Origin of the sequence: Halobacteriovorax sp. JY17 (genome assembly GCF_002753895.1) — a bacterium.
In the GTDB taxonomy this organism is placed as follows: Bacteria; Bdellovibrionota; Bacteriovoracia; order Bacteriovoracales; family Bacteriovoracaceae; genus Halobacteriovorax.
On record NZ_NJER01000002.1, the window covers coordinates 606,001 to 632,036 of the forward strand.

Sequence of the window (26,036 nt, forward strand, 5' to 3'; positions counted from 1 at the left end):
AAAAACACTATAGTGTTTAAACTTGAATGGAGAGAAAATGAAGAGTTGTTGCGAAAGTAAGAGTACGGAGTTAGATCAGCTTAGAGAGAAGCAGAAGAATGTTCTAATTATTGTACTTATTATTAATTTTTCAATGTTCTTAGTTGAATTCTTTTATGGACTACTCTCAAATTCTACAGCACTACTATCTGACTCGTTAGATATGCTTGGAGACGCCACAGTTTACGCCTTTAGCCTTTATGTAATTAATAAGAGTGTGAAGTGGAAGGCAAAAGCGGCGATCTTAAAAGGGGTAATAATCACTCTATTTGGTCTTTATGTATTTGGTGAAGCTCTTTATAAGGCAATGTCAGATGTATTACCTGCGGCAAAGACTATGGGGGCCGTTGGACTACTTGCACTAACAGCTAATGCAAGTTGCCTATTTCTTCTCCTAAGACATCGAGAAGATGACATTAATATGAAGTCTACTTGGATTTGTTCAAGGAATGACATTATTGCTAATGTAGGAATACTTCTAGCGGCAGGTCTCGTTTACCTACTAGAGAGCAAATGGCCTGATATTATAATTGGGATGATCATTGCTGGAGTATTTTTAAGGTCTGCCTTTGCTATCTTAGGAGAGTCTCTTAGAATCTTTAAGAACGCCCCAGAAAATCCACAATAAAGTCATAGAATAAGCAGTACAGGGCAACCGGGACCGGTAGTCCAAGTACTGTGCCTAGAAAATAGTCTTTAAATTTTACTCTAGACATTGATAATGTGTAGTTTAGGGCCGGATTGGTCTGCATTAATACTCTTAGAATGAATATCGTTCTGATTGGGTGAGCTTCAAGCTGTCTAAGAGCTTTATTCGCATACTTATTCTTAAGCTCATTTAAGAGACCTTTCCCAAAGAAGCTAATGAGAAAAAAACTCGAGCAACAAGCTGTAATTGCACCAGTTAGGATGAGAATATATGCAATATGTGTTGGAAATACTAGAATAGGGGCGCTTATTATAATCCAGCCTGGGATGTAGAATAGATTTGCGACACAGAAGAGGGCGATAAAAATTAGTGATGAAAGAAGTAGATTCCCTTCTAGTAAAAGGGTTAACTTCTGTGTTGTTGCAAAATCTGCGAGTCCAAATTGCTTTGCCAAGAAAATAATGGCACAGATAGATAGGATTAATATAATTAATTTCTTATTTGCTTTCATTAATTCATTGTAGTGACCAACAGATAATATTGTAAAAGAGTTTCTCTTAATATATCCAATTGACTTTCTTGAGCTAAAAAATTATAAATGCCATTCGAAATAATTATGGTCTCGTAGCTCAGTTGGTTAGAGCATCTCCCTTTTAAGGAGAATGTCCTGTGTTCGAGTCACAGCGAGATCACCATTTTTATTTTTAATGTGCTCCCATCGTCTAGCCTGGTCTAGGACACCGCCTTTTCACGGCGGTAACAGGGGTTCGAATCCCCTTGGGAGTACCATTAAAAAGTAAAAAAAGCCCAGACTTAGTTCTGGGCTTTTTTGTGTCTACTTTAACAAAGCAAGGTTGAGATCATTTAACTTTAAAATATAATTAAAAAGATATTTATTTCTTTTAGCGAAAAAGAATATTATTTTCCTTGTAAATGGAGACTTACTCATCAAAAGGGCTAAATGAGTCCAGATCCAGTAATTCATATAGAGAAAATTTATTTTAAGTTTTTCTTTGATTCCGAAGTTGTCAAAATTATCAGTAATAATATTACTCGCTTTGATACCGAGTGATATACCTTCTCCTGTAATTCCGTCTAGGAAATGATAGGCGTCTCCTAGAAAGAAAAGGTTCTTATGACTTATTGAAGAGCTAACTTCGTCAAATGGTCCATATCCCTTAAAGTCATTTAGAGATTTCTCTTCAATAAGCTTTTCTCTCAGTAATGGGAAGTGAGAAAGCAGTTTACTCTTTAAGTTGGCTCCCGATTCAATGGAGTCTTTAAACCAAAGGAAGGCCACTTCTATTGTCTTATTTGAAATAGGGGTGACGTAGGCCTCTATAGAGTCGCTCCAATAAACTTGTACGCTATTTGACCATGGAGCAATATCATAATGAATACGTGCGCCAATTCTCGAGGGAATTATTCTCTTCTTAGAATGTCCCGTGTTCTTTCGCGTCCAAGAGTTAAGTCCATCGCAAGCAAAGATAAAGTCAAATTCTAATATATTAGGACCTATTGTTAATGTGTAACTGTCTTCTTTCTCATTAATGCTATCAATCTTTGTTTCTGGACATAAAGTGATATGTGGGTTTTGGGAAGCTATGTTGAAAAGTTGCTCTGAGAGCTCAGTTCTCTTTGTTCCAACGGCCGGGCCATGTAGGTTACCACGAAGTATAGAGTTTCTTTCAATATACTCAATTGAGTTGAGGGTGAAGCTGTTGAAAGGAGTGAAAGTCATTCCAATATTTATAAGGTTATCCACTCCACTTGGCATAATTCCTTGACCGCAGACTTTATCGATCGGCCATGACCTCTTCTCAAAGAGAGTCACTTTGTGTCCTCTCTTTGCGAGTTTTATTGCTGTATAAAGGCCTATGGGACCTCCGCCAATTATTGCTAAGTTTTTCATAACTCTTAATTTTATATGTTGAAGATTGTGGAATACTTATTATATTTTTTTAAGTTTCTCTCTTCTAGTCGTATTCTAAAAAAGAGTATAACAAAGTTTAAAAATGAGAAAATAGTTGAAACTTCAAATAGAGATGCCATTAGGGGAAGACTTAGTAGTTCTAAGGTAACTCCTAGGTAGTTTGGATGTCGAAACCATTTGAAGATACCACTTCTAACGGCTGGAGCCTCTGGAAGAATGACAACTCTAGTTGACCATCTCTTTCCAAGGGTTCCGATTGCTGTAATTCTTAAAGCTTGTCCCATTAGAAAAACTATAAGGGAGGGCCAAAAAATATAAGAACTAAATTGTATATTTTTATAAAAAGAAAAATAAGCAAGGCAGATAAGCCAAATCGTATGTAGAAGAACCATGAAAATATAATTTCTTTCTTTTATAATCATTCCGCCTTTTGAAAGAATGAACTTCTCATTACTTCTAGAGAGAAATAGCTCCGCTATTCTTTGCAAAATAGTAAAGACTATAATGATTCTAAAAATTAAAAGATAATTTATTTCCACTTTAATAATCCTAGCTCTGCACTAAATGCCGGCCCCATAGCGACACTTATGATATTTTTACCTGAAAGCTCAGGTGTTTGGGCATCCATATTTCTTTTGAAAATATCTAAGACTGAGACGGAGCTCATATTTCCATTTTTTGCTAAACTATCCCAACTATGCTTCAAGCCTTTTTCCGGAAGGTCCAAAACTTTCTCAAGTGCGAGAAGAACTTTCGGTCCTCCAGGATGAGCGAAGAAAGAATCAATCTTACTGAGGTCTAAATTGTTTTCAGATAAGAATTCATTAAGAGGGCCTGGAAGAGATTTTTCAGTTAGGTCTGGAACACTTTTACTTAGGACAATATTTAGACCTTTCTCACCGACTTTCCAACCCATTACATCTTGTGTATCTGGAAAGAAAATACTTCTAGAAGATTTCCATTCAATAGGGGCTACTCTAGACAGTGGATGATTGTCGCCGACCATTAGTACAGAAGCTGCACCATCTCCAAATAAACCTATAGAAATTAAATTTGCAACGCTTATGTCACTCATTTGAACGGTTAATGAGCACAGCTCTACTGAAGAGAAAATAACGGCTTCATCTGGATACGCCTTTAAATAATCGGCAACTCTATTTATGCCTGCAACGCCGGCCATACAGCCTAGCCCCATAAGAGGAACTCTCTTTGTTTTAGGGGAGAAAGGAAGTTTGTTCATTACTCTTGATTCGATACTTGGGATCGCGAACCCTGTAACAGTATTACTCCAGAGAGAGCTTATATCCTTTGCCTCTAGGTTGTTGTTTTTTAATATTTTTGAAATGGCTTCTGTTGATAAGTCGACTGCCTTTTCAATGAAGAGGCTATTTTTCTCGTCAAAGCTACCTAGTTGAAAATACTTCTCTAGGGGAACAGCGAGGTGTCTACCTTCTACTAACACATTTGAGTGAATTGTTTCTATTCTTGATGTATTTCGAATTTTTCCCTCAAGAGCTTCTGTAATACTTTTGATTAATTCCTTTTGAGAGTAGTAATTCTCAGGGAAACTGGTTTGAATGTCTACGATATATGGCATACTTCCTCTCTTATTTTATGGATTCATTTATTAAAATATTTATTTTAATTTCGTCTGATAATTTAGCTATAAATATACTAGGGTCTGGAATTCCCATTTCTTTCAAACTCCATGTCGAACTCCCTTTAATTTGATATGTATCATTTGAGGCTCGAGTTGTAGAAAGTTCAATTTGAAACTTCTTTTCTTTTCCTCTTATCTTAACAGTTCCATTATAAGATCTTTTTCTTGAATCCTTTAGAAAGAGGGGGCCTCCAACTGAGATTTCTACTTTAGGAAACTTACTTACATCCATACATAGATTGTGGAGCTTTTCGTCTCTGCTTCCGCCGTCAGTATCCATTGAGCTTGCTTTGAAATTAATTTTCATATTTCTTAGTATTAAATTTTTACTATCAAACTCTGACTGATATGAAAAAGTCTTAACATAGCCATCGACATCGGAAGAAAACATTCCAGCCTTGGTACTAACAACAATAAATTGTAGTCTTGATTTTTTTTCTTTTGCCTCGTGAAAAGTTTTAGAAGAAACTTCTCCTTGAAAATTTTCAGCAAATATATTTGTCGAAAGTAAAATGTATAGAATTAAGATGGTATTTTTCATTTTTAAACACTCCAGATTTTCTTTGATATGAAATTATCCAGCTTTTTGGGAAATAAAGGAAATGCTGGTACTTTTTTTGAATATTCCCTATATACGTTACTTTTGCTCAGTCTCATTTCTTTGAATGTCGCACCTATGAAGATATAGGCACTCCAAAATAGAGATAAATAGAGCCTATCCTCGCTCATATTTGGTGTGAACCAAATCATTCCGAGAAATGCGACATAAATAGGATGGCGACAAATTTTATAAGGGCCATGTTGAACAAGCGCTCCCTTAAGTCTCTTTTTTCTCACGGCCTTCCACCACTCCTCGATACCACTCTGTTTGAAAAGCCCTATGGAGCTCATTGTCCAAAACATAAAGAGCCAGCTTAGTGTGTAGAAGACGAGTATAATAGTACTTGATAATCCTGTAGAAATAATGAGATTAGTCCCGATACTAGTCCAAAATTCATCTAAAAGTATTATGGCAATGCATGAGTGCAGTGAGTAAATTGTGGAATATAGCTTCCCTGGAATGTACGATAAGAGTTTTCTTTTGATGTTTGAGTTTAATAGTAGACTGTGTGGGATACTAAAAAAGCAAAGAAGTGTGGTATTTATGGTCCATGGGTAAGGTACTGAGTTTGCGTCATATCTACCTGTACTGTCTAATAAGAAGAACCAAAGTCTAATAATCGCATAATGGAAAAGAACGATATTGATTATACCAATAGTTATAAATACATACCTTTTCTCTAAAAACTGTTTTACTTCCACAATTGTCCCTCTACTTTTTATTATTTTAGTGAACTTTTCTTTCCGTTGATATAGGGAACATTACCTATTAGAATATATTTACGGTCACTTAGGCTATGACATAGGTTAGTTTTATTATGAAAAAAGAACGTTTATTCAATGGAATATTATTGTTTTCTGTAGGGGTAATGACCACCTTAGATATCTATAAAGATCATGAAGAAGGGGCATCTCTAGGACATTTAGCTATTGAGGTTGTGACCGTTCTTCTGTCTCTGAGTGCATTGGCGTATATCTTAAGAGAATTTATCAAAGAAAAAAGGCATAATGAGAAGCTTGAAGGTGAGAAGGAGCTACTTCGAGAAATTACTGAGAGCTTTAAACAAAAGTCAGAAGTTTTCATTGAAGGGTTGAGTATACAAATTGATAGAACATTTAATATATGGAAGTTTTCAGATGCGGAACGGGATATTGCCCTCTTTCTTTTAAAAGGTTTATCTCCGAAAAGAATTGCTGAGATTCGTGGAAGTAGTGAGAAAACTGTTCGTCACCAAATAGCTTCAATTTATAAAAAGGCTGGTCTTAATGGAAGAGAGGAACTGACGGCTTATTTCTTAGAAGATCTATTGGCACCGGCGTCTCTATGATTTTGAATAAGAACTTATCAAGAGTAATCACTTTATCACTAATCGTTTTAGGTTTTTTGGGAATCATTTATTCGAATGATTTAGTTCAAAATAATAAAGAAACAGTATTTCTAACAGAGCAGGGAGTTTTGAGCTACCTTGACTTTAAAGATAAGTTTAATGAAAAAAGTTTTGTTATTTTAAAAAAAGACTTTAAAAATATTGTGAGCCCAAATCAAAAAGAGGAATTTAAAAAAAAGTCTAAAACTTTAATTGAAGGCTGTGCAGGGGAGTGCGAAGTTATAACAGAAGAAGAGCTCCCTTCTAATTTTTCAGATATAATAAGAATTGAGGGGGAGCACTATCTAGGTCTTATCATAATTTCTGAGCAAGTTCATATTCAAGATATTTTAGCGAAAGTTGAGTCTGACCGTTATTGGGGAAAGATAAACCAAAACCTACATTTAGTAGGTGTTCCATATACAAATAAGCTCTTAAACAAATATTCTAAGAGTATTAAAGAGAAGCTCTTTCCTGCTCTATTTGCAGGAGTATTTATCATACTACTTATTCTCACAAAAAGTGTTAAAAGAGCATTGTTCTTATTTTTTCCATGTCTTCTTGCCGCTTCTATTAGTTTATCAATAACTAAGTTTTTATTTAATGAATCAAATTTAGTCATTTCAATTATACCTCTATTAATGTTTGTAATTAACTTTTCATTAGTGTTCCATATTTATTACACAAGTGTTGAGATGAAGAGTGTTTACCGTGGAGTCTTATTGAAGAAAAAACCAATTCTTTTAATGGTTTTAACGACATTTGTAGGGTTTCTTTCTCTCTATTTTTCACACTTAAGAGCGATTAGTGTCTTTGGACTTTTATCTTCAGGACTAATTCTGAGTTCATCTATTATGACTATTCTTTGGGTTTTGACTGCGTCGAATAGCTTTAATATTTTATCTGAAGAAGATGTGCCAGTCTTGGTTGAAAAAAACTTCTTAGGAAAGATATTAAGTGGTTTTCTTTCAATTAAAAAAGTTGTGATCTTATCTATCACTGGTCTTGTTTTGGGTAGTATTAGCTTTAAAGGAATTAGGGTTCTAACAGACGCAACAGAGTACTTCCCAAAGAGTTCCTTTATTAAAGAGAGTATTCTAGAAGTTTCAACTCAAATTTTAGGACCTCCTGTCTTAGATATTGTTTTAAAATTTAAAAATGATCTAACAATTAGTGAGTTAAAAGAGATAGAGAAGCTTGAAAATAAACTATTAAGCCGAATGAGAGAGCGAAACCCTCACTATAATCTACTATCCGCAAATTTACTAACGAGAAAGGCCAATGAGGTCTATACAGGAGAGAGTCGATTGCCAGATTACAGGCTCTCTTATTTAACAGTTTTTTCAAGAGTTCCTAACTCTCTTCGTGAAGGCTTTCCTCTGGAGAATGATTATCGGATTAATATATTAGCGCCTCCTATGAATGTTCATGATTATGAAGACCTACTAAAAGATGTACAAGTCGTTTTTAAAGATTATGATAAATCTTTTAATGGCCTATACTATCATTTAATGATTGCTCAAAAGGAGATGATCTATACTCTCTTCAAGAGCTTTTCTATAAGTTTAGTTGTAATAGCCTTTATCGCATTTATAGCATTTCGAAAGGTGAAGGTTTTCTTTATTTTTCTTTTTGTAAATATAATCCCTGTCTTTATTTCATTTGTTTTCTTGAAGATCTTTGGTCTCTCTTTTAATATTGCAACAGTTATGACATATAGTATTTCATTGGGGCTTATTGTCGATAGCTCATTTCATATTATCGATGCGTTAGACAAAAAACATTTAACTGATAATTTTTTCTATAATACGATTGTTAAACCTGTGAGCGGCTCAAGTTTAATTTTAACCTTTTGTTTTTTGTTCTTCATAATGAATGATTTCCTTCCTATAAGAGAATTTGGAATATGCTTATCCATAATAATCTTTTTAGGAATGATATTTGATTTAAAGGTTCTACCAACACTCTACTTAAAGAATCGAGACCTACTATGAAATTTTCTGTTTTTATTTTCAGCTTATTATTATCGGGGAATATTATCAGCAAAGAACTAGAGTTTAATCTGGAAAATGATATTTATTCCAACTCTTTAATTAAATTTATTCCTCACCATGGTAGTGGACCTTATGGCAGTTATTTAACTATGCAGGTGAACTATGAAGTAGTTTCAAAACTTTGGAAAGACTTGGAGAAGAAGATCGGAAAGAAGCTTAAAAATAGAGGAGAGGCCCATGTCACAGTAATCACTCCTATAGAGTACAATGAGGTCTTGAAAAATAAAATATCTATTAATGAAATTGATAAAATCGCATTAGATTATAAGATACAGTCTTCGTCTTTTAGAGTTGAATGTCTTGGAAAATTTGGAAAAAATATTTCAGGTAAGTTGGAGGAGACTTTTTTTCTAGTGATATCTTCAGAAGATATTTTAAAAATAAGAAAAAAAATTGCAGAGAGATTCTACACTCTCGGTGGAGATAAAAGTAAGTTTAGGGCAACTCATTTTTTTCCACATATAACTGTCGGCTTTTCAAAAAGAGACCTACATGAGAGTGATGGAGCAATTAAAGATAGGCGCTCATGTTTTGCTAGTATTATTTAGTAACTTTTAAGTAAAACCCTATTTTCTAGGCAAGCTTCTGAAAGTGTAAGGTGTTGATAATACCAAAATAGGGCTAGGCAATAAATTTTTTCTTAGAGAATTTTATAAGTAAGGGTAAAATACCGGGAGTACTCGGTAGGCAGTGGAAAGTGAACCAAACCCTCGATCTAGAAATAGCTTGAAGCATTCATAAAATCTAAATCTTTTTTGTAAGAACTTATTTACATCTAGAGTTAGATAAAGAGCTGCGTAACATTTTACTAAATGGATTAGTATAAAAAACATTTTCAGTTAGGACTTTAATTTGGAAAGTTTCGTTTTTACATATGATATAGTATGAAACTTCAATATTTTGAGTTGAATCTTTTTTTGTGTATATGTATCCCGCTGAGAAAATTGTTGTTTGAGTTTTATTTTTAAAGCTATCGAACTCTAGATAAGAGTCAATTTTAAATCCTCGTTTTTTTGCCCAATTCTTTCTTCCAATTTTATATTTATCATAATTCTTTTGTAGTAACATTGGATTTAAGTCAAGACTCTTTAGCCCTGTTGGCGTAATTGATATTGAAGTTTTTTTTGAACGTTGTTCTTTTTTTATTAAAACGTATGGTAAGCCTAAGAAGTTCTTATATGTTTTAAATTGGTTCGAAAAACTAATATTCAAAGCTCCTTCTTTCCCTTTGAAGTTTGCAGCAAAAACACTTGAGTAAGTTATGAGAAGGAGAGTGCCAATTATTTTCATCATTCAATTCTATCAAATATCATAATCTTTTCAAGCTAACTTGCTTAAATTACGTAAAATCAAGTTGTTATGAGTTATAGCCGACAAGTATCATGTGATAATAGTTTATGGGGTTTTATGTTTGAGAGAAAAGCTAAGCAGTTGATATTAATAGTTTGTTTATTTACTGCTTCTTATGAGGTCATTGGTGAGTCGTTCTCTTTGCCAAAATACAAATTTTCAGAATTGACGAAAATTCAAAAGTCCCAAGTCATTCAAGCAATCAAGCAGTTTCATAAAGATATTTCCATTGTTGATAAGAAAAAAATTGTTAAATCTGACTTTATAAATCTCAACTTGAACTTTGTCTTTATTTCTACTGCCTATGCTTCTGATGGGCAAACAAATTGTTTGTATGGAGGGTGGGGAAGTAACTTAGGCAGTAATAGTTACTGCATCCGTCCAATGGATAACCCTAATTCTTCTTATAATAAGGGAAGTTGTTCTAATAATCAGCTACATTGTAACCCTGCTCTATTTGGAAAAAACATTTGTGTGGATTTTAGTACAAGATCAGCTCGAATTAATGCTTATGGAAACTGTAATAAGAAATTTAAAGAAGAAGGAAGAAATATAGAAGATATAATTGGGGAAATGTCTGACCATGAGTTTTATAAAGCGATTGGAACAGTTGAGAATGTCTGTCGTAATGAAGACCTTAGGCAATCTAAAACTGTGATGTGTAAATCAATCTTAAAAAAGTTCGAAACATACGTTCCTAGCGTTAGACCGAAGAGTCAACCAAAAGCATTAGAGGCATTAAGGTCGAATGATTCTGACGAATTAGCTAATTCTTTGGAGGATATTACTAATGAAATTGAGCAAGATCAAAGTCAGCTTAATGAAAAATGTTCAGACGAACCAATAAAATTAGAAAATGAAGCATTTTGTGAAAATGTAGCAAAGAGGATTCTTGAGGCAGAGAATCTCGCATCTAGGGTTGTAGAAGAGATAGAAATTCAACTACAAAATGAAAATATAAGCTGTGGAGGTGTAAATACACAACCTGACTTTGGACGACCTCGTAGTCTTAGTGAAGATGTAAATAATGCTTTAATAGCTCAGTGTACAAAAGAAGACATAGATGCAAGAAAAAAATCTTGTGGAAAAGAAATTGCTTGCAGCATTACATCGACATTAATGGGTCCTGTAGTGGCAGGGTATTTGACATTAACAGGAAGTAATTCAAATAGTAATGAGAGGAAATGTTTATCTTCTGAAAATGATTGTTTAACAAATGTATTAACATCGTTGGTCGATTATTTAATTTCATCTGTTAAAGCAGTATGGGATTTATTGGGAATGGGTGTCGATTGGATTACAGAAAAGGGAGGAGGATTTTGGGGATGGGTCACAAATGCAGAAGATGAAACTTCAAAAACTCAGGAAGTAATTCAAAACTTAAGTGACCAAGATATCAAAGAGATTGAAAAAGACTCTGAGGGATGGTTTAAAAAGACACTGAAAGGTGTTACCACAATGTTAAATGAGTGGATAAAGACAGAAGTTTTTTGTGAGAAGTGGTCAGGTGCTCCAAACTTTAGTACTTGTGAGCAGCCTATGAAAGGGTGGGGATGCCTTGGCTGTGGGACAATGATAAATGGCATGTGTCGAATGGTTGGCCCTGCAATTGGATTAATTGCAGAAACAGTTTTAACTGGTGGAGCACTTGCACTTATTTCTAAAGGTTCTAAAGGAGTTAGAGCAGGAATTGTTGCAATGAAATCATCACCAAAATATATGACCACAATGAATAAAGTTAAAAGTACTGGGTTTGCTCAAAAATATTCAAAAGCAAAAGATGCAGTAATTACTTCTTCAAGGCTTCCTAAAGGACAACCATTAAAATATACAAGAGAAGTATTGGAAAAAGTAGTTCAAATATCAAAAGATAAGTTTACAAAAATTAAAGATTCAGGAGTTGTTTCTAAGGCAAAAGATATTTTAAGGAAGCTATCTGATACGAAACTAACTAAAGCGATAAAAGAAGTTGATAACATTGACACAAAGGCGTTTGAAGCAGGGTATAATACAGTCGATCAAGGTCTTCAATCGTCAGTGAAAAATATTGGCAGAGTTTCGAAGTCGAGTAAGATTACGACTTCAAATAATACATCTCTACCCAGTCAGAGTAATAAAAGTAAAGAAACAAATACTGCTGGTAAGACTAATAAACAAGCTAAGATGATAGAAAATGCAAGAGACAAATTTGTAAATCCAAAGCCTAAAACAGAAAGGCAGCAACTTGAAAATGAGCTCAGAGAGGCTAGAGAAAAAGCATTAAAGGCTAAGAGTGGAGACAGTACACCAACAAGTAAAGAGCTTGAAGAAGGCCTAGAAAATGCAAGAGACAAATTNGCTCAGAGAGGCTAGAGAAAAAGCATTAAAGGCTAAGAGTGGAGACAGTACACCAACAAGTAAAGAGCTTGAAGAAGGCCTAGAAAATGCAAGAGACAAATTTGTAAATACAAAGCCTAAAACAGAAAGGCAGCAACTTGAAAATGAGCTCAGAGAGGCTAGAGAAAAAGCATTAAAGGCTAAGAGTGGAGACAGTACACCAACAAGTAAAGAGCTTGAAGAAGGCCTCGAAAATGCAAGAGACAAATTTGTAAATTCAAAGCCTAAAACAGAAAGGCAGCAACTTGAAAATGAGCTCAGAGAGGCTAGAGAAAAAGCATTAAAGGCTAAGAGTGGAGACAGTACACCAACAAGTAAAGAGCTTGAAGAAGGCCTAGAAAATGCAAGAGACAAATTTGTAAATCCAAAGCCTAAAACAGAAAGGCAGCAACTTGAAAATGAGCTCAGAGAGGCTAGAGAAAAAGCATTAAAGGCTAAGAGTGGAGACAGTTCACCAACAAGTAAAGAGCTTGAAGAAGGCCTCGAAAATGCAAGAGACAAATTTGTAAATTCAAAGCCTAAAACAGAAAGGCAGCAACTTGAAAATGAGCTCAGAGAGGCTAGAGAAAAAGCTTTGTCAGACGGCAGACCTTGAAAAGTAATAGAAGAGCTTCTATCCACATATAACTATCGGCTTTTCAAAAAGAGACCTACACAAAAGTGATGGAGCAATTAAAGATAAGCGCTCATGTTTTTGCTAGTATTAATTAGTAGTTGCACTTACTCTACTTAATTTCTTTATATGTTTTAATGAGCTTCGTTTCTAGATCTAAAAAGTCTGTATAAACAGTAGAGTCTCCCTCACAGAAGAGAGTTTTATACTTCTCTCCACTAAGATCATGGGAGATCACACGACAAGTTTTATTTTTAATTTTTGATTTTGTTACAGAAGTAATTTCAGTAAACTTGGAGCACCCACTTACTTCGTGAGGAATATTTTCTCCAGAGAATGAATTAACTCGAATAAAAGTATCATTCTTTAAACCTCTTCTAAGGGATTTTCCAAAGAACCCTTCACCTTTGAATTGTTGAGTATAGTCACCTTCTAAACTACTTGAGTAGGCCTTCGATGTTAAAGTTGCCGCGTAGAGAAGACCTATTTCATTTGGAGAATCTTTCTGTTTCTGGATTGCAGCTTGAACTACATCAATACATTCTTGTTCGTTACTACTATGAGCAATACTTACAGATTGGTTATTTCCAAATTGTATATTTGAAGCATTACTTAATAATCTATTGGCCGAAGGATGACTTTGTAGAAAATCAAATAGAGAGGCCTGTGATGTAATAGAAAAGAGGGTAACTGATAGTAGTAGAATGATTCTCATTTAATAAACTCCTAGATTGTGTAGCGATTTTACACAATCTAAGGAGAGAATAGGTTATTTTAAAGAAATTACATAAGGTGTATAGATCTTAAACACATCCTAAGTATTTAGAATCTATAGCTTGCTTTCATGCCATACATTCTTGGAAGTCCTGGTGAAGAGACTTCCTTATCAAAGGCAGAGTAGTAGTAAGCTTGACTCTCATAGACTTTATCAAAGAGATTATTAACATAGGCCGAAATGGTATAAGCTTCTTTTTCAAAAGAAACTCTTGCCCCAACTAGGCCGTAGCTTCCCATTCTTGTATGGTTAATATTGTCTCCAAATCTTTGGCCAATATACTTATAGCTTGTTCTAAAGTTTAAGTATCCATTTACGTTATTTAGAAAGTATGAGTATTGAGCAAAAGTACTTCCTGTCCAGTAAGGAATATTTGCTAGGCGAGCACCTTTCTTATTGAGTACAGTACTTCCAGTTCCGGATACTGTTTCTTCTTTAAATTTAGAATTTGTATACCCAAGATTTGAGCCAAAAGTCAGATCTTGCGTGGCCTTAAGTTTGGCTTCAAGTTCTCCACCAAAAACATCGGTATCAATATTGGCATAGAAACTCTGATTTGTTGTTGTATCTTTTACTCTCACTTGCTTGTCTTTAATATCATTAAAGAAGAGAGCTGAGTTTAGTGTAAGTCTTTGCTTAAAAAATGACATTTTTGATCCAATCTCATAAGAGAGAGAGGTTGAGTCTTCGTAAGCGGGTTGATCTTTAGATATTCCGTTGTAGTTATTAAAGTGATAGGAAGGATATCCACCTGATTGATAACCTCTTGCTACACTCGCGTAGAGGTTTTTTGTACTACTTACTTTTGCCGCTAGAGTTAACTTTGAGCTGAAGTTTGTATAGTCCTCTTCACTACTTTGTCTGTAGTCAGCAATCGTCGTTGATTGATGAATTGATTTAAATTCTTTTCTGTCGTGGTTTACTCTTGTTCCAAATGACAGAGAGTAAATACTTGAAAGGTTTTTCGTTGCTTCTCCGAAGACAGAGAAAGTATCGGAAATAAGATTAATATTTTGTTTCTTAAAAACAAAGCCTCCGCTAAAGGTCCTGATATGACTTTGGAGTCTATAATTATTTCTTGAAAGATTTATACCTGCTGTCCAAGAGAGATCGCTAGAGTCTTTATTTGTAAGTCTAAATTCAGTGTAATACTGTCTCTGGTGTTCTCTGATAGATCTAAATAGCTCGTTTGAGTTATTGATATATTGATTAGCAAGGGCCGTTCCTACTTGGCTTCTAAGGTAGTCATAAGTGATATAGTAATCAGCTTCATCGTACTTTATATTAAAGTCGTAATAATTGAAGGCTCCGATAATGGTTAGAAGAACATCATCAAAATCTTTTTCTAGCTTTAGTGACGTTGTCACTAAATTAGTCTTATAAATCGGATCAATATTTTGATGAGACTTTGGATATCCCGGCTCATTTCTTGAGATGATAAGAGGATCAGAACCTTCTTTCTTTTGTAATCCAACTTTAAAAGTAGATTTAAAAGTATTAGATGGCTTAAATTGAAGTGTATTTCCAAGAGAGTAAGTTTCACTATCTCCTAGGTCTTTATTTAGGAAAGTATCGTGAATATATCCACCTTGTTCCTTATACTTTAATGAGAGTCTATTCTGTAATTTCTCAGAACCTAGTTTGAAATTAGTTGTACCAATAACAGACTTAGTGTCTAGATTTCCAGCTTCAAGAGTGATTTTACTTCCATCTTTATAATTAGGCTCTTTTGTATAAATATTGATTGCACCGGCCTGGGTATTCTTTCCAAATAAATTTCCCTGAGGTCCACGAAGAACTTCGATACTTTGGATATCTATGAGGTCGTTGTCCATTGCATATCTAGGCATTGGGATTTCATCTAAGTTAAAGCCGACAGAAATTTCTTCTGGAAGGTTTAGATCTTGATTTCCTTGGCCTCTAATATATGGAGTAGAGTAACGGCCAGAATTTGATCCAATAAGTGTTACATTGGGAGTAGTGTCAGTGAGATCTCTGATTGTATTTATTCCCGCTTCTTCAATTTGGTACTCATCGTATGTTGTAATACTAATTGGAACTTCTTGAATATTCTCTTTTCTCTTTCTGGCTATAATGTATATCGCTTCATTTTCTTGGCCTTCGCTACTTTCTTGCGAGTAAGCGATGTCGTTAGCAAGAAGAGCGGTCATTAATAATAGAAATTTCATTTATAAACCTTTAGTTATTATAGGCGCTAAGTAAATTCTTGATCCACTCTCTAGCGTCTTCATTATTTGTAACAACATTGTACGGGCATGGCATAGCTAATTGCATGGCCTTACTTGTAAATTTTCCTGCTTTTGATTGCGATGTATTTACTCTCGCAAATCCGATGCATCTTTCTTTTAGGTTTGGTTTATTTGCTTTAAACCAAGTAGACATTGCTTTCTTTGCATCTTGTGAAAAGCCGGCCTTCCCTTCGGTGGAGAAAATTAGACCAAAGTAATCTTTTACGATGAGATCGTCTAAGAGCCCAAGAAAACTTTCTTCGTCCTCAGTAACTCTTGGTGAAGTTATTTCAACTTCAAATATATTCGTTTCTATTTCATCAATTCTAATCATATATTCCTCTTATTCTTCACCGTAGTCGATGAAGTTAGGTCTAAAGCTATTGGTTGGAAAAATTTCTTCGGCGCAAAGAGAGTTTATAACATTTGCAGATCTCCAGGCCATTAAGCTTAGTTGTGGTTCTGAAATCCCATGTCCATATCTACTAAAGTTGAAAGCAAAAATCTTATTTGTACTCTCTCCGTCCCATTTTAGAGAATAGTCTTTATTAAATATAAAGCGCCCTCTTTCACAGAGAGGGATATGTTCTTCTAGTAAGTCTAGAATTGGTGGAGTCGACTTTTGAAAACCTGTCGCCAATATAATGACATCTGCTTGATCACTTTCTAGGCGATCTCTAAAATCATTCCTATAGGTCAAGTTATATGAACCTTGGTTTTCTTCGACTTTATCCAGCCAGCGGTAAGGAAGAATTTCTATGGCCCTTTCATCTTTGTGAATATTTTTTACAAGATAGAGTTCATTGTAGAGTTCTTCCAAATATTCTGGAGTATTTCCATCACTGGCAAGAAGCTGATAGTTTACAATACTTTCCTTTTTATCATTTTCTAAAGAAAAGAATTGCTTAACATAACCAGGTGTAAAATACTCATCAGTAAATGGTGAGGACTCAAGAGGCTCTAGATTTGCTCTTGTTGTTAAAAGCTTTATAGAGTTTGGTTTTCCCCATTTTTCATTAAGCGCATTTCTAAAAACTTCCACACCTGTTTGTCCACCACCAACTACAACAAGATTCTTTCCTTCTAAATTAGCAGAAGCTAATTGCTTAGATTTTGCGTGAAAGACATTATCTCCAATGAAGTCTCTCGCACACTTTGGAACGCTAGGGATAAGTCCCGTACCTAGACAAATATTCTTAGCCGTAAAAGTCGCTTTGTTAGTTTCAATTATAAAGAGATCATTCTTATGGGTGATATTTTTAACGTTATTACCAAAAGCAATCCTATCACCTAGAGATTCCGCTACCCAGCGACAGTAAACTTCAAATTCTTTTCTTGTAATACTCTTTCTTCCTGTATTCATAAAAGAATAGAAGAGACCATTTTTTACTAAGTAATTTAGGAAGGTATATGGATTGGTTGGATCGGAGCCCGTCACTAGATCTTTTAGAAATGATGTTTGCATATAAGAATCTTGAAAAATTAACTCTCTATGCCACTCAAAAGATGGTTTTTGTTCGAGGAAGAGGCTGTCTAATTTATCAACTTGTGAAGAGTGGGCCGCAAGGCTTAAGTTGAATGGTCCGACACCTATTCCAATTAAATCGTAAATTTTTTCACTACTCATACTTAATCCTTACTGCCTAGACTTATATCCTAGGAAAATGGGGTTATCTAGATCTGTTCCTAATTTAGGAATAGGTCGCTCAGATGAATCCCCGTAACCAATTTGAAAACGCACAGTGTTTATAATGACTCGTTCAAATTTTTCTCTTAAAAGATTAATTTCTTTCGGTGGAGGGTTGTTAGTATTATATTCTTCTACTTCTTTAGCGAGTAAAGAATAGAAATCAATTTCTTCAATCTTGTGTGAATCTCTTAAAATACCGGAGACAAATCTAAGTAGTGTAACCATATGTCCAGTGTAGAGATCGTGAATGAGATGAGCCGCAGGAAGATTGCCAAGGTTTTCAATGCCTGGAATATCTTTATACTTGCTCTTATGTTCATCACTAATTCTTAGGTCTCCTCCAAAGTCTTTTATGGCCACTCCATATGGAAGGGAGTTCTTTGTCCTAAGAATAATATTTTGTCCGTGAGAAACTAAGCTAAAACCATACTTGTTTTGAAGGTGATAAAGTGGAATCACAACATTCTTAAAATAAAGTGAAAGCCAATATGAAGTATCTACTCTAGATTTTTCAATAAGAGCTGAGATGAGAGAGTTCCCATCATCGTCAACAAAGAGGAGATTTCCCGTCATTAGAGAAGAGATTTCTTTTTCTTCATTATTAAGAGTCTCAATACTTTCTCTCCAAGTGACACCTAAGTACTCATGATATCTATATGGAGCCTCTTCTATTTGAGAGAAGAATGGGCTCTTAAAACTTGCTCCTGCTCTCTCTTTGATTACTGCAACATTTGCTTCTTTTAAAATAGGGTCGCTAGTAACTACTTCTTCTAAGTAATCTGAAATTGTAACGCCAATTTTAATATACTTACTTGGTAGTCCTCTAATTGCTGATGTGTTTAAGATTGTAAGAGGAACTTTTATATCTATATTTGATGGACGAGTTATATTCGATAAAGTTCTAAGAGAGACCTGAGGTCTATAAGTATCTCCAAATATACCTAGAGGAATAATTGATTTATTAGCGATCTCAAAGAGAAATTGAGTTTGAATGATATTTTCCCACTGCCATGGATGTGCAGGTATTATGAGGTAATCTCTTCGGCTTACATTATTCTCTTCTAAGAAAGAGAGTAGTCTCTGCATTTCTTTTGAATCAAGAGATTCGCTTAAGATTTCATCTTCAGAAGTTGTCTCTGAGAATAGGTAAAGAGACTCATCTCTCTTTACGGCCAACCAGTGAAGTTTAAAACCTTCGGATTCTTCGGGGGAATAAAGTTGGTTTTCTTTTATATTCCAACCTATGCGTCCTTTATTTAGAAGAGCTTTGGGATGACCATTAAGATATGATTCTCTTTCTACTTCACTCATTTTTAAAAGTGTCGCAGCTCTTACTCCATTTCTCTTTTTTAGGAGGTGTATATCTCTGATTAGCGTATTATTCATTTCTTCAATAAAATTTGCGAGAACAATATCTGTAAGAAGAAGTTCTTTCTTTGCGTCGATAAAGAATTGAGCTGCACTCTTTACTTCTTCAGAGTTACCATTTTGAACTCTTATAACTGAACTTGCGTTTACAGTGAGAGATGTCCAAATACTCTTGATCGCTTTGAATTCATATTTTACACCTGAGTCTAGTGGTAATACGAAAGTATCATTTTCCATTGGTTGAATGTTTTCTTCGTAAGATAATTCACCAATGGCCTTTGCCACTAAATTCTTATTAGCAGTTAGGTAGAGAGTGCTTATATCCATGGATAACCTTCTTTGAAATAGGTCTCTCTGTCACAAAGTAGAAGAGCTGCTCTCTTATGAGGAAAATCGAATTCTTTTTCATTTCTCCAACATTCAAAGTGATCAGTATATCTAATGATTCTCTTATTATCACTTCTAGGCTCTCCTGCCAGAAGTTTTGTTCTAGTGTCATTTAAAAAAGCATAGTGAGATGTTGCCTTGAGAATTGAATCGACGTTCTTTATACCAAGGCAGGACTCCTCTCCAATTAGAAAGTGGAAGCCTCTGTCGTGATCAGAAAAGTTAAAGAAAGGTCCAAGACGATCTTCTTTAACCCAGTAGAATTCAAAGTATCCAACAGGTTCATTGTTAAACTCTAAGATTGCAGGAATACTATGAGGGTCTTTAAGAGCGTTCTCTAGATATTGAGATAATTCTTCTTTTGATTTATTCAATTCCCAGAAATTGTAGATAAACTCTTTATTATGCCATTGGTGAAAGTTATCTAAATCTTTTTCTAGATCTATCACACGAAAAGAAATGGTCTTGTTAATTAGAGGAAAGTATTTCTTGTAGAGTAACTCCCCTGAAAAGTAGGTTGGCCTCTTTGGATGAGAGATATTGCCTGTTTTAATTATTTCTTCTTGAATACAGCTATTTCTTTTTGCCCATACATCTCCTAGAGAGCTAAAAGACATTCTTGGTAGAGTTGTGAATTCTCCCTCTGTGTATTCTTTGAGATCATTTCTGTTTCTTATTGAAGATTGATTGAATGAGATTTCAGTTATCTCTTCTGGGAAGAAGCTAAAGCTTGCTTCAATTGCAATAAGAGTAATCTCATCGTTTACGTAATCAAGTTCTTTAATCTTTAAAGAGTTACCTCTTTTATCAAATTTAAATTGATACTGATTATTGTCTACTGAGATTTCTATCGTAGAATCTGTTATTAATTCTATATCGTAAAATTTATTTGTCTTAAATGATTGTAAGGTGATTTTTCTATTCATAGCTAACTCCTGCGATAGGGTTATTCATAGGAATATAAATATCTGTTGGATTCTTCATTGTATTTTCATTGATCTCTTTCAAACAGCACTTGTAATTTCCTTTTACCCATAAGTATTGTTCATTTAGAAGATAGTCTATACAGCTTGAATCTTTTACTCCATTCTCTTTAAGATTTTTAAGGGATTTACCTAAAATCTCCATAAAACTTACTTCTTTTATTCCACTAATTTTAGCTAGATGAGTAGCTGTATCAAAAGCGGTGTTGATGATGAGGTAGTAGCAAAATATTTTCTGCCCCATCTCCTTATTTAATATATTTCCATTGTCTAAAGTCAGACCTGCGCAGTATGGACTATATTGCTTATATCCCTCTTCACTGTACCCAGTTCCTTGGCAATCTCTAAAGTAGAGTTTGATTGGAAAGCCTTTAGCATTGAGCTTTAAAATAATATTCTGTTGATGAGCTCCAAAGAAAATTCCAAAATTTGCTTGAGCATCCATAAGTGGAATAATTGCAACTTTTGTAAACTCTTGAAACCAATTTAAGTAGTAGTCAGTATTTTCTCTTGAGTTAAATCTATCAAGTAGAGAAGTTCCTCTAGGTGAGAGTTGGTTAAGAGTTGCAAGGAGAATGGCCTCTTCTTTTTCTGGGCCAGTAAACGGATTTATACGGCAGGATACAATTGTTTCAACACTTGTCGTTCCGTCTCTGTTTATTAGTGCGGAGTAGGCCGGCTCATGTAAGACTTCAAAGTCTGGCCACTTCTGTATTAACTTCTTTCCTTCTGTCGTGTTAAATACATCACAGACCTGTATCCCTCTTTCAACCTCTTCCTGCTGAAGATGTCTTATTGAATTTGTAAGTCTTAAGCTCATAGAGAATTTGAGCATATATTTGCAGTCTTTAGAATAGATACTTCTTACAGATGAGGTGCTAAACCATTCTACTTTTGAATCTTGATGAATAAAGTGCAGTCGTCCTTCATTTTCAAGATATTTGATATATTCACTACTTCTTATATGAGTCATTTGCCATGGATGAATAGGAAGTAGAACTTTATTCTCTTCAAGGAGTTCTCTTGTAAGAGATTCTCCTAAGCAGAGTATCGCAATTTCGTTCATCCAATTAGAGTTGAAACGACTTTCTTTCTTTGTCACGAGAATGTCTTTATCGGCTACGGCCCACGCAAGTGAAAAGCTTCTTCTATATTCAGGAGAATATTTCTTGAAGTCCTCTTCGTTGAAGCCGTCTCTTGCCTTTGGGTAAGGGTGAAATGAGTGTCCTAGAATTAAGAGACTCTCGGCTTGGATAAAACTTAGAGATTTTGCATATTCTTCTTCAAGAGAACCTTCAAGGTCATTTAGAAATTTTTCAATATTAATCTGGCTCTGAGCGACTCTACTTTTGAAATCATTAACTTCTTTCGCATTCTTCTGATTAAGAAGGTCGCAGGAGAAGTTAATTACCCAATCAAGAGAATCTTGGATACTGATATTTTTTCCATCTAGCCGATGAATATTTCCGTAGCTATGTCTTCCAAGTGAAGAGTAGAAAGAGAGTTCTATTTTTAAGGTATTCTTTGTCTTATTAGTTAATTCAAGTTTTCTTTGATCATCACTAAACTTGATAGACTCAAGACCTGCAGCTTCTCTTAAAAGAGAATTAAGCAATGCTTCGAATGTATAAAGTAGTGACTTCTCTTTCAAATTTAACTCTCTTTAACACTTAGATTAATTGATGGTTTTCTCTCTCTATTTATTAAGACAAAGACGAGTGCCAAAATTGTAAAAGAAACAAAGAAGACGACTGCTTTCTCTGGTATTAAATGTAGTTTCATTGAAAGGGCTATTAATCCAGCGCCTACTGCATATCCGAATGAATGAGCGACACTAGCAAGTCCTAGCTTCTTTCCAAAAACTGATTCTTTCGTTTTTTCTTTCTTTGAATTACTTATTAACGATAAGTAAACTGGAGGAATTAGCGCCGTCGCAAAAGATATAAAGAAAATAGAAATCCAAATAGATTGCTCATCCTTAGAGTACATGAGGACGATCGATCCAGTGACTAAACTTCCTGCGCCAATTAGAACTCTTGGAATCCATTTTGATTTTAAGAGCCAGATACTTACTTGTTGAACAAGTAGAGCGAGAACACTTAGGACAAGAATAATTTTTGCAAATAATATAGTTGCATCTTTTCCGTCAATATGGAGAACCTCTTTTAAATGATGCCCTAGGAATGTATGAAGAATTCCAATAAAGCTTGTAAAAATCATTGCAAGGAGTATTGGATAAAGAGCCTCTTTAATGCTCTCTTTCCAATTATTAATGATATCTTTAATTTTAATTTCATTTTGTGGGTCGATTAATTTTTTTTCCGACTCTGATGTTAGGAAACAACTTGTAGCGAGAGTTAGAATCCAAATGGTTGCTCCGTAAATAATAAGCTCAAAATTTACTTGTTTAAATAATATTAAAATAGGACCGAGTATACGACCTAGATTTAGGCACATGGAATTTCTTGTTAGGACTTTGATATGTTCTGTTTCACTTATTAAATCTAATTGCCATGCTTGAGAGACTGGGACAATGGCCGAAGCAAGAAGTCCGTAAATGATTCTACTCGCAAATACCATGGCGATCTTTATGCTTAAAGGAATTGATGAATTGAAAATAAAAAGTGAAGCAATAAGAATAAATGAAATCGACATTCCAAGCATACCAAAACTTAAAACTCTCTTTCTTCCTAGCTTATCACTCTTTGCTGCCCAAAATGGTCCCATGAATGCAAAAATAAGTGAACCGACACTTATCGCTCCAATAATATTCGCTGTCACAACACCTGTTTTTTCTGCAATATAGGGAATTGTTGTATAGAGAATCATCTGAACACAGCTAAAAGTGAGAGTATTTAAGTAAGCTATATAGAGTTTTGACTTATTTTTATTCATTTTTTCTTATCTTCTAAAATGTAAAAAGAGGCGTTCAAAATTAATTGTCGGCCCCTCAGTATTTAAATAAAATTATTGTTACTAAATTAACTTATTGAACTCTTCCAGAAAGAACAAAGTTAACACCAATAGTTGATCCATTATTTGGACAAATATTGTCTGCATCAGTAAGTGGAACCATGATTGCTAGGTTGTGTGGATGACCATAGTAAAGGTAATCATTTGGACCTCTAAATGCATTATCAAGAATTTCCTTACCTTCAGTACATTCAGTATCACCATTAACCGCGTAAGCTTTAGAATCAACTAAGCTAATTGAAGCAATTAAGTTATCAGCAAGTAAAAGTGCACTATATCTACAAACTTTTCCATTCTCTTCAAATGTTGCTTTAATTAATCCGTTATCAAGAGAGAAGTCTGTTGTAGCAGTTTCGAACTTCGCATTAATTGCAGTAAATTCTCTTGGTGCTGCAACTTCACCGCTTCTATTATTACAAACGTAATCTTTAAAAGTTGTAATCCATCTTTCTCCAGGTAGGTTTAAGTCTGCATCTTGAGCAAAAGTAAACGCTGAAGCTGTTAAAAGTAATAATGATACGATAGCTTTTTTCATATTCTACTCCTATTTGTAGTTGTCTAAATTATGAAATAGTTTGTATCATCAAACTTTTGTTGGGGCAAGGTCTTCTTGTGAGAATTTTGGAATGTTAAAAGAAGGGAAGTATGTCTAACTTCCACTAGGGAATTTATTGAGTTCTATTCTCTTTTTAGGTGCTTAGCAAGTGCTTGCTGACCCCCCGGAGATGTTTCATGCTTAACTTCTAATCCATAATTAGTGTGTAGGTAGCTTTCAATTGGAACCCATTTACCATCAGATGTTTTAATTCTCTTCGTGTAGCTACAAATCATTTGGAGGCCAGTATGGGTTCTAGAGAGAAAGTGAACTAGTACGATGAAAAGGGTTATGAAAAATAATCCCAGCATTGAAAATGAAAGGAAGATTTTAAAGTGATCTTCGGGCTGAATCTGAACGTTCTTTAGGAGAATGATAAAGAAGAGTGGGAGAGCTAGGTAGCCTAGAAGGTACAGAGTGATATATTTCTTTGTCCAGTCGACAGTGTTAAATAATTTCTTTGTGTAGATGATTTTATCATTTTTAAGGAGCAGCCCAATATATAAAAGAAAGGAAATTGCTGTCGGGAGACTTAGGCCAATTTGGGTGTCATTATTTATGCCTGTGAGAACAATCTCTCCGAAGATGTGCCCGCAAATAGAGAGGTAGACCCAGAAAAGTGATAGGAGAAAAATAGCATCTGCAACAAGATTACTTTCTTCAGATTCATTAGACATAATTTCAAAAATGCAGATTAAGAAGAACGTGAGAATTGTTGAAATGGAGCTTATAGGAAAGCTAAAAATTTCTCTACCTTTATGGGCGTGAATAGCGAGCTCTAAAAAGAGCACGGAAGTAATAATTCCAAGAGAGATAACACTCACATAGTTATATGTCGTTTTTGAAAAACTAAAATTAGGAAGAATGAGTTTATTAACGAATAAAATGATAAAGACTAACGAAGTATAGGGGCTAATAATAGGGGCATTAGCAATCGGTCTATAGGTTATCTCCCAGCCTTGAAACCAGCCAATAATGGAAATGATAAAAGGAGTAATAATAGCCCAGCCAATAGCCTGCTTTTGGAGTGTTTTCATAAAAGAATAATAACATGAATAAATTTTATTACGTAAACTTTAACCTAAAGAAATATTGATATTGAGGTGTTAGCTAAAGGACTTGTTCTAGAAGTGTTTGAAAGTGTTGGTGCATGGAATCTACGGTAAAGTCTTTGATTTCAAGTTGGCGAAATTTAATGCCTGCAAGGGCAAAAATTTTCTTTGAAATTCTATTAGATTCTGTTTCTCGGTGCTTATCACTTAGGTAGATAACTTCCGAAACTTTGGAGCTTGCCAATAATTTGGCGCACTCATGGCATGGAAAGAGAGTCACGTAGGCCTTGGTTCCTTCAAGGCTATCTTTTGAGTGTAGAATTGCATTGGCTTCCGCGTGAACAACGTAGCCGTACTTTTGAAATTCAAGAGGAGCGAGAGGGTCTTTTCCCCATGGGAGTTGACTCTCGTCAATACCGGCAACAAATCCATTATAGCCCATTGTTACTTGGTGATTATTCTTATCAACAAATACTGCACCGACTTTAGTAGAAGGGTCTTTAGACTTAAAGCTTGCCATCATCGCTTGTAGCATAAAGTACTCATCCCAAATGATTGGAGACTTTGCAGGAATAAAGTTAATGTCGTGGTTTTCTTGGTGTGGCATAGACTAAAAATATCTGAACTATTTTCATTTGCATAGACTTTATGGCTTGAAATTCATAATTTATTACTAAACTTATTTAGATTCTGGAGTCTTATGAGAAATCTTCTTTTTATAACTTTCATTGTATTAGCTTTCTTATCATGCGCTAGGATGGAACTCAGCGCTGAGCAGTGTATGTCTCTTAATTGGAAAGAAAAGGGAAGAGAAGATGGTGCTAAGGCAGATTTTTCTTTTTCATCCTATAGAGCAGCTTGCGAAGAAAGCCAGTTTATTGTCGATAGTGAAAGTCGTGCTCTCTATGAGAAGGGTTATGGAGAGAAGTATTGCACTGTTGAAACGGCCTTCATGTTAGGGATGTCTGTTGAGAGTTTTGATATTGATAAATGTCACTTAAATAAGAAGAAGATCTTAAAATACTACGTTGAAGGAAAAAAGAGAGGAACTTTAAAGAAGCAAATCTCTGAATTGAAGCAGAAGAAGAAAGAGATAGAAAGTGATCTTATTGCTGGGGATAATCCAAACTTAACAGACGAAGAAAGTCGAAACTTAACACTTCAAAAATTAGCCTACGAAAAAGAAATACGTGAATTAGAGAGAGAGCTCTCCTCACTCTCTGATGTATATGTGGAATAAAATGTTTCAGAATCAGAACAGGCTCAATAAACTCAGCTAGTTAATACCTTTCAAAAATGGCCCTCCCCTTGCATTTATCAGTG

Annotated in this window: 23 protein-coding genes and 2 tRNA genes; 7 read left to right on the top strand and 18 right to left on the bottom strand. The window is 34.7% G+C overall.

Annotated features, from left to right (window positions below; translation table 11 throughout):
• Positions 1 to 37 precede the first annotated feature (37 nt).
• Entirely contained in the window at positions 38 to 667 is a 630-nt protein-coding gene (locus CES88_RS11085; protein WP_290734326.1) for a cation diffusion facilitator family transporter, read from the top strand.
• On the opposite strand, the gene CES88_RS11090 is transcribed toward CES88_RS11085, so the two are convergent.
• The gene (locus CES88_RS11090; protein WP_290734328.1) at positions 639 to 1,199 is read right to left on the bottom strand and encodes a VTT domain-containing protein; all 561 of its coding nucleotides are present in this window, start codon (positions 1,197 to 1,199) and stop codon (positions 639 to 641) included. The two genes, CES88_RS11085 and CES88_RS11090, sit on opposite strands and share 29 nt — an antisense overlap.
• A 107-nt stretch (positions 1,200 to 1,306) precedes the next feature.
• Between CES88_RS11090 and CES88_RS11095 the strand changes: the two genes are divergently transcribed.
• Positions 1,307 to 1,383 (top strand) — tRNA-Lys (locus CES88_RS11095).
• A gap of 16 nt (positions 1,384 to 1,399) precedes the next feature.
• Positions 1,400 to 1,477 (top strand) — tRNA-Glu (locus CES88_RS11100).
• Between the two features lie 46 nt (positions 1,478 to 1,523).
• Here the strand turns inward: CES88_RS11100 and CES88_RS11105 are convergent.
• Genes CES88_RS11105 through CES88_RS11125 form a run of 5 tightly spaced genes read right to left on the bottom strand, consistent with a single transcriptional unit; the run spans position 1,524 to position 5,583 of the window.
• Positions 1,524 to 2,600 (bottom strand): NAD(P)/FAD-dependent oxidoreductase, encoded by a 1,077-nt coding sequence (locus CES88_RS11105; RefSeq protein ID WP_290734329.1) that lies wholly within the window; start codon positions 2,598 to 2,600, stop codon positions 1,524 to 1,526.
• Positions 2,601 to 2,611: 11 nt separating this feature from the next.
• The gene (locus tag CES88_RS11110; RefSeq protein ID WP_290734331.1) at positions 2,612 to 3,160 is read right to left on the bottom strand and encodes an isoprenylcysteine carboxylmethyltransferase family protein; all 549 of its coding nucleotides are present in this window, start codon (positions 3,158 to 3,160) and stop codon (positions 2,612 to 2,614) included.
• A complete protein-coding gene (locus CES88_RS11115; RefSeq protein WP_290734333.1) occupies positions 3,151 to 4,218 on the bottom strand; it encodes a hypothetical protein in 1,068 nt (355 codons plus the stop codon). The genes CES88_RS11110 and CES88_RS11115 overlap by 10 nt, the downstream gene beginning before the upstream one ends.
• A 10-nt stretch (positions 4,219 to 4,228) precedes the next feature.
• Positions 4,229 to 4,822 carry a YceI family protein gene (locus CES88_RS11120; RefSeq protein WP_290734335.1) on the bottom strand — a complete coding sequence of 198 codons (594 nt, stop codon included), beginning with the start codon at positions 4,820 to 4,822 and terminating at the stop codon, positions 4,229 to 4,231.
• Positions 4,823 to 4,824: 2 nt separating this feature from the next.
• Positions 4,825 to 5,583, bottom strand: coding sequence for a hypothetical protein (locus tag CES88_RS11125; RefSeq protein WP_290734337.1), 759 nt, complete (start codon positions 5,581 to 5,583; stop codon positions 4,825 to 4,827).
• Between the two features lie 116 nt (positions 5,584 to 5,699).
• On the opposite strand from CES88_RS11125, the gene CES88_RS11130 reads away from it, so the two are divergent.
• The 3 genes from CES88_RS11130 to CES88_RS11140 are packed head-to-tail and all read left to right on the top strand — an operon-like array spanning position 5,700 to position 8,850.
• Complete coding sequence (locus CES88_RS11130) at positions 5,700 to 6,209, top strand: LuxR C-terminal-related transcriptional regulator (protein WP_290734339.1); 510 nt, start codon at positions 5,700 to 5,702, stop codon at positions 6,207 to 6,209.
• Positions 6,206 to 8,242: a hypothetical protein gene (locus tag CES88_RS11135; protein ID WP_290734341.1), complete on the top strand. Its 2,037-nt coding sequence runs from the start codon at positions 6,206 to 6,208 to the stop codon at positions 8,240 to 8,242. Before CES88_RS11130 ends, CES88_RS11135 begins: the two co-directional genes overlap by 4 nt.
• Entirely contained in the window at positions 8,239 to 8,850 is a 612-nt protein-coding gene (locus tag CES88_RS11140; protein ID WP_290734342.1) for a 2'-5' RNA ligase family protein, read from the top strand. Before CES88_RS11135 ends, CES88_RS11140 begins: the two co-directional genes overlap by 4 nt.
• Positions 8,851 to 9,067: 217 nt before the next feature.
• On the opposite strand, the gene CES88_RS11145 is transcribed toward CES88_RS11140, so the two are convergent.
• The 12 genes from CES88_RS11145 to CES88_RS11200 all read right to left on the bottom strand — a co-directional run bounded on the left by CES88_RS11145 (position 9,068) and on the right by CES88_RS11200 (position 25,320).
• Positions 9,068 to 9,595 carry a hypothetical protein gene (locus tag CES88_RS11145; protein WP_290734343.1) on the bottom strand — a complete coding sequence of 176 codons (528 nt, stop codon included), beginning with the start codon at positions 9,593 to 9,595 and terminating at the stop codon, positions 9,068 to 9,070.
• Positions 9,596 to 12,753: 3,158 nt separating this feature from the next.
• Positions 12,754 to 13,356 carry a hypothetical protein gene (locus CES88_RS11150; protein ID WP_290734344.1) on the bottom strand — a complete coding sequence of 201 codons (603 nt, stop codon included), beginning with the start codon at positions 13,354 to 13,356 and terminating at the stop codon, positions 12,754 to 12,756.
• A gap of 107 nt (positions 13,357 to 13,463) precedes the next feature.
• Positions 13,464 to 15,605 carry a TonB-dependent receptor plug domain-containing protein gene (locus CES88_RS11155; RefSeq protein WP_290734346.1) on the bottom strand — a complete coding sequence of 714 codons (2,142 nt, stop codon included), beginning with the start codon at positions 15,603 to 15,605 and terminating at the stop codon, positions 13,464 to 13,466.
• A gap of 10 nt (positions 15,606 to 15,615) precedes the next feature.
• The gene (locus CES88_RS11160; RefSeq protein WP_290734348.1) at positions 15,616 to 15,999 is read right to left on the bottom strand and encodes a hypothetical protein; all 384 of its coding nucleotides are present in this window, start codon (positions 15,997 to 15,999) and stop codon (positions 15,616 to 15,618) included.
• Between the two features lie 9 nt (positions 16,000 to 16,008).
• Positions 16,009 to 17,292, bottom strand: a complete 1,284-nt coding sequence (locus tag CES88_RS11165; RefSeq protein ID WP_290734349.1) for a SidA/IucD/PvdA family monooxygenase — start codon at positions 17,290 to 17,292, stop codon at positions 16,009 to 16,011.
• Between the two features lie 9 nt (positions 17,293 to 17,301).
• Complete coding sequence (locus CES88_RS11170) at positions 17,302 to 19,050, bottom strand: IucA/IucC family protein (protein ID WP_290734351.1); 1,749 nt, start codon at positions 19,048 to 19,050, stop codon at positions 17,302 to 17,304.
• Complete coding sequence (locus CES88_RS11175; RefSeq protein WP_290734352.1) at positions 19,041 to 20,036, bottom strand: GNAT family N-acetyltransferase; 996 nt, start codon at positions 20,034 to 20,036, stop codon at positions 19,041 to 19,043. The genes CES88_RS11170 and CES88_RS11175 overlap by 10 nt, the downstream gene beginning before the upstream one ends.
• Complete coding sequence (locus tag CES88_RS11180; RefSeq protein ID WP_290734354.1) at positions 20,029 to 21,744, bottom strand: IucA/IucC family protein; 1,716 nt, start codon at positions 21,742 to 21,744, stop codon at positions 20,029 to 20,031. The genes CES88_RS11175 and CES88_RS11180 overlap by 8 nt, the downstream gene beginning before the upstream one ends.
• Before the next feature lie 2 nt (positions 21,745 to 21,746).
• Positions 21,747 to 22,988, bottom strand: coding sequence for an MFS transporter (locus CES88_RS11185; RefSeq protein WP_290734356.1), 1,242 nt, complete (start codon positions 22,986 to 22,988; stop codon positions 21,747 to 21,749).
• Positions 22,989 to 23,079: 91 nt separating this feature from the next.
• Positions 23,080 to 23,601: a hypothetical protein gene (locus tag CES88_RS11190; RefSeq protein WP_290734358.1), complete on the bottom strand. Its 522-nt coding sequence runs from the start codon at positions 23,599 to 23,601 to the stop codon at positions 23,080 to 23,082.
• A 143-nt stretch (positions 23,602 to 23,744) separates the two neighbouring features.
• A complete protein-coding gene (locus CES88_RS11195) occupies positions 23,745 to 24,698 on the bottom strand; it encodes a hypothetical protein (RefSeq protein WP_290734360.1) in 954 nt (317 codons plus the stop codon).
• Between the two features lie 73 nt (positions 24,699 to 24,771).
• A complete protein-coding gene (locus tag CES88_RS11200; protein ID WP_290734362.1) occupies positions 24,772 to 25,320 on the bottom strand; it encodes a dCMP deaminase family protein in 549 nt (182 codons plus the stop codon).
• A gap of 93 nt (positions 25,321 to 25,413) precedes the next feature.
• Between CES88_RS11200 and CES88_RS11205 the strand changes: the two genes are divergently transcribed.
• On the top strand, positions 25,414 to 25,953 hold the full coding sequence (locus CES88_RS11205) for a DUF2799 domain-containing protein (RefSeq protein WP_290734364.1): 540 nt from the start codon (positions 25,414 to 25,416) through the stop codon (positions 25,951 to 25,953).
• The last annotated feature ends 83 nt before the right edge of the window (positions 25,954 to 26,036 follow it).

Bases quoted from the DNA above. Each gene is read 5' to 3' on its own strand.
- CES88_RS11160 (WP_290734348.1), bottom strand. From the start codon at position 15,999: ATGATTAGAATTGATGAAATAGAAACGAATATATTTGAAGTTGAAATA.
- CES88_RS11090 (WP_290734328.1), bottom strand. From the start codon at position 1,199: ATGAAAGCAAATAAGAAATTAATTATATTAATCCTATCTATCTGTGCC.
- CES88_RS11190 (WP_290734358.1), bottom strand. From the start codon at position 23,601: ATGAAAAAAGCTATCGTATCATTATTACTTTTAACAGCTTCAGCGTTT.
- CES88_RS11195 (WP_290734360.1), bottom strand. From the start codon at position 24,698: ATGAAAACACTCCAAAAGCAGGCTATTGGCTGGGCTATTATTACTCCT.
- CES88_RS11135 (WP_290734341.1), top strand. From the start codon at position 6,206: ATGATTTTGAATAAGAACTTATCAAGAGTAATCACTTTATCACTAATC.
- CES88_RS11185 (WP_290734356.1), bottom strand. From the start codon at position 22,988: ATGAATAAAAATAAGTCAAAACTCTATATAGCTTACTTAAATACTCTC.
- CES88_RS11200 (WP_290734362.1), bottom strand. From the start codon at position 25,320: ATGCCACACCAAGAAAACCACGACATTAACTTTATTCCTGCAAAGTCT.
- CES88_RS11170 (WP_290734351.1), bottom strand. From the start codon at position 19,050: ATGGATATAAGCACTCTCTACCTAACTGCTAATAAGAATTTAGTGGCA.
- CES88_RS11155 (WP_290734346.1), bottom strand. From the start codon at position 15,605: ATGAAATTTCTATTATTAATGACCGCTCTTCTTGCTAACGACATCGCT.
- CES88_RS11115 (WP_290734333.1), bottom strand. From the start codon at position 4,218: ATGCCATATATCGTAGACATTCAAACCAGTTTCCCTGAGAATTACTAC.
- CES88_RS11085 (WP_290734326.1), top strand. From the start codon at position 38: ATGAAGAGTTGTTGCGAAAGTAAGAGTACGGAGTTAGATCAGCTTAGA.
- CES88_RS11120 (WP_290734335.1), bottom strand. From the start codon at position 4,822: ATGAAAAATACCATCTTAATTCTATACATTTTACTTTCGACAAATATA.
- CES88_RS11175 (WP_290734352.1), bottom strand. From the start codon at position 20,036: ATGAATAGAAAAATCACCTTACAATCATTTAAGACAAATAAATTTTAC.
- CES88_RS11145 (WP_290734343.1), bottom strand. From the start codon at position 9,595: ATGATGAAAATAATTGGCACTCTCCTTCTCATAACTTACTCAAGTGTT.
- CES88_RS11105 (WP_290734329.1), bottom strand. From the start codon at position 2,600: ATGAAAAACTTAGCAATAATTGGCGGAGGTCCCATAGGCCTTTATACA.
- CES88_RS11140 (WP_290734342.1), top strand. From the start codon at position 8,239: ATGAAATTTTCTGTTTTTATTTTCAGCTTATTATTATCGGGGAATATT.
- CES88_RS11205 (WP_290734364.1), top strand. From the start codon at position 25,414: ATGAGAAATCTTCTTTTTATAACTTTCATTGTATTAGCTTTCTTATCA.
- CES88_RS11130 (WP_290734339.1), top strand. From the start codon at position 5,700: ATGAAAAAAGAACGTTTATTCAATGGAATATTATTGTTTTCTGTAGGG.
- CES88_RS11150 (WP_290734344.1), bottom strand. From the start codon at position 13,356: ATGAGAATCATTCTACTACTATCAGTTACCCTCTTTTCTATTACATCA.
- CES88_RS11165 (WP_290734349.1), bottom strand. From the start codon at position 17,292: ATGAGTAGTGAAAAAATTTACGATTTAATTGGAATAGGTGTCGGACCA.